We start from the raw sequence: 2,897 nt of genomic DNA on the forward strand, positions 1-2,897 counted from the left end.
TAGCACCTTGCTGTAAATCGTAAAATCGCGGTAACAAGTTAACTAATGTTGACTTACCACTCCCGGACCTCCCGACAATTGCAACTGTTTCCCCGGCCCGCACTTTTAAATTAATATCAGTCAATGCGGGATTACGATCTTCACTGTACAGGAAACTAACGTTACGATATTCCAGGTCACCATTGACCCGTTTTACTTCGGTCGTGCCCGTGTCTAGTTCAGAAGGCTCATCCAGCAACTCGAAGACGCTTTGCGCCGCCGCCATACCCCGCTGCCAGTTTTCAATGACCTGGTTTAACCGCTTCAGGGGTGGCAGCAATAGCATCGCCGCGGTAACAAACGACGCGAAATCCCCGACTGATGGCGCATCCATCAATAGCTCACTGGTGGCCAGGTAAATAATAAACGCCAATGCCATAGCTGCCAGAAATTGATTAATAGGAACATTGGCCGCAGCCGTTGCAGCAAGTTTTAAATGTTGTTTACGATTGTGTTCATTTATCTGATTAAACGACTCAATCTCCTGCGCTTTCCCATTAAATATTTTAATTATCCGTTGTCCGTGCACTATTTGTTGCGCTGACTGAGTCACATCACCCATGGAATGTTGAATACGACGACTCAGTTTCCGGAAACGCTTGCTCACAAAGACCACCAACAATGAAATAACAGGGGCAACTGTGAAAAATATTAAAGTGAGTTTCCAGTTCAAATACAGCATCCAGCCTAACAATCCAAGCAGTGTCAATGTATCACGTACTATGACAGTAATCGCGCTCGCTGACGCATTGGCAACTTGCTCAACGTCGTAAATTAATTTTGATGTTAAATGCCCGGAGGAATTTTTATCAAAATAAAGGGTGGGCAAATCTATCAAATGATTATAGATTTGCTGACGCAAATCACGCACGACATTACGCGATACCCAGGCCATGTAATAGTTTGATAAAAATCCACCGACACCACGAATGAAAGCAATGGTAAGTAACGCAACGGGTAGCCAACGGATGGTTTCGGGATCCCTGTCGACAAACCCACCGTCCAGAAGGGGCTTCAATATAGCAGCAAGGCTGGTTTCCGTTGCCGCAGTCATGGCCATTCCAAGCACCGCGAGCAAGAACCCAGGAATATAGGGTACTAGATAGCGGAGATACCGTCTGGCGATTTCAGGAGTCTTATCTGCGGGCAATGGTTCCGACATATACTAGTCAACAGTTATGGGCATAAATCCCCGGAAAACACGCATTATAGCGCGTGTGCATGCGTAACAAAAATGGATTATGAAACTATTTTTTTATGCTTGAACTGTTAAAGCAGGTAACGACAACTTTTGCGCGTTGTCGTTACCGCTGTGAGGTAATTATTGTAATTTTAATAGCTATTGTGATTCGCTAATTTGGGAGGTAGCAAAACTTAAATGCACAAACCCCAGCTGACGTGCAGCGTCCATGACAGTGACAACTGCCTGGTGGGTAGCATTTGCGTCTGCGCTGATAATAATCGGAGGATCTTCCCGACCATTGGCTACTTTCAGCAGGGCCTGTTTCAAGGTGGCCACCTGTTTGTTAATGACGCGTTTTCCATTAACATAAAACATACCTTCTGAACTAATAACAATCTCAATGACGTCACTTTGTTCCTGAGGGGCGTCAATAGCCGCTTCCGGTAAGGTAACATCGATTTCTGACTCACGTTCAAAAGTCGTCGATACCATAAAAAAGATCAACAGCAGAAATACAATGTCAATCAACGGGGTGATATTGACATCAAGTTCCTCACTTTGGTGTTGTTGTAAATTCACTTGGCACCCGCCTTCGCTGTACCGGGTCTCAAACTAGGCTTAGCTGCTGCAGCTTGTGCTTGCGCAGGTCTGGCCTTGCTTTGCCGAGTCGCTGGATCATTGCTGTCGCGTTCACCATGAATGACTTCAACCAGCTTGATAGCTTCACCTTCCATAACTACTACTAACTCTGCAACTTTTCCACGCAGATAGCGATACATCATGAGGCTAGGAATGGCAACTGAAAGACCGGCAGCAGTAGTAATCAAGGCTTCTGAAATACCACCAGACAATACTGTTGGATTACCGACACCCTGCATCGTAATTACACTAAACACTTTAATCATACCGATTACGGTACCTAACAATCCTAATAAAGGCGTAATGGCCGCAATAGTTCCCAGAGTATTAAGGTAACGTTCTAGTTCATGCACTTCATGCCGCCCTATTTCCTCTATGCTTTCCTTCATGACATCCCTGCTATGATTCATGTTGGAAAGGCCAGCACCTAAAACTTTACCCAAAGGCGAACTTTTGCGAATCTGGGTAATTTGTTCTTCTTTAAGTTGACCCATGCTGTGCCAATGCCAAATCTGGGCGACCAGATGCTTAGGAATTACTTTTTTGCGCTGTAATGCCCAGAGCCTTTCCCCAATAATGGCAACTGCCACGATGGAGCAAAGGATAATGGGGATCATTAACCATCCGCCAGCTTTTACGATTTCAAACACTGCTTTATCCTTCCTTTGTGAACTGAAAAGTTAGGTAACTTTATCAAAGTACTGATCAGGCTGATAGTGTGTTACCAATTAGCCAATCTTATTAGTCATTGTATTTACTTTGACCAATAACGCCGATGCTCCTCCCGGTATAACTCAAATGGCAGAATCTGATCTGAACCTAGAGTTATAGAAATCGCTCCTGACCGGTTTGTATCCAATATCGTGGCGTCGATTCCGCGATATTGCTCCAGAACTTCCTCTTTGGGCAGGCCATAACGGTTCCTGTAGCCTACCGAAATTAGCGCCAATTTTGGTGTGACAGCATGCACAAAGAGGAAGTTCTGGAGCAATATCGCGGAATCGACGCCACGATATTGGATACAAACCGGTCAGGA

At 45.0% G+C, this 2,897-nt stretch carries 3 protein-coding genes; all 3 read right to left on the bottom strand.

Annotated features, from left to right (window positions below; all coding sequences use genetic code 11):
* A partial coding sequence (locus ACWVCM_RS12535; protein WP_455202095.1) for an ABC transporter transmembrane domain-containing protein occupies positions 1–1,201 on the bottom strand: 1,201 nt, incomplete at its 3' end.
* Between the two features lie 177 nt (positions 1,202–1,378).
* Positions 1,379–1,801, bottom strand: a complete 423-nt coding sequence (locus ACWVCM_RS12540) for an ExbD/TolR family protein (protein WP_455202096.1) — start codon at positions 1,799–1,801, stop codon at positions 1,379–1,381.
* Entirely contained in the window at positions 1,798–2,511 is a 714-nt protein-coding gene (locus ACWVCM_RS12545; protein WP_455202097.1) for a MotA/TolQ/ExbB proton channel family protein, read from the bottom strand. The genes ACWVCM_RS12540 and ACWVCM_RS12545 overlap by 4 nt, the downstream gene beginning before the upstream one ends.
* Positions 2,512–2,897 lie beyond the last annotated feature (386 nt).

It is taken from the genome of Kaarinaea lacus (assembly GCF_975902315.1).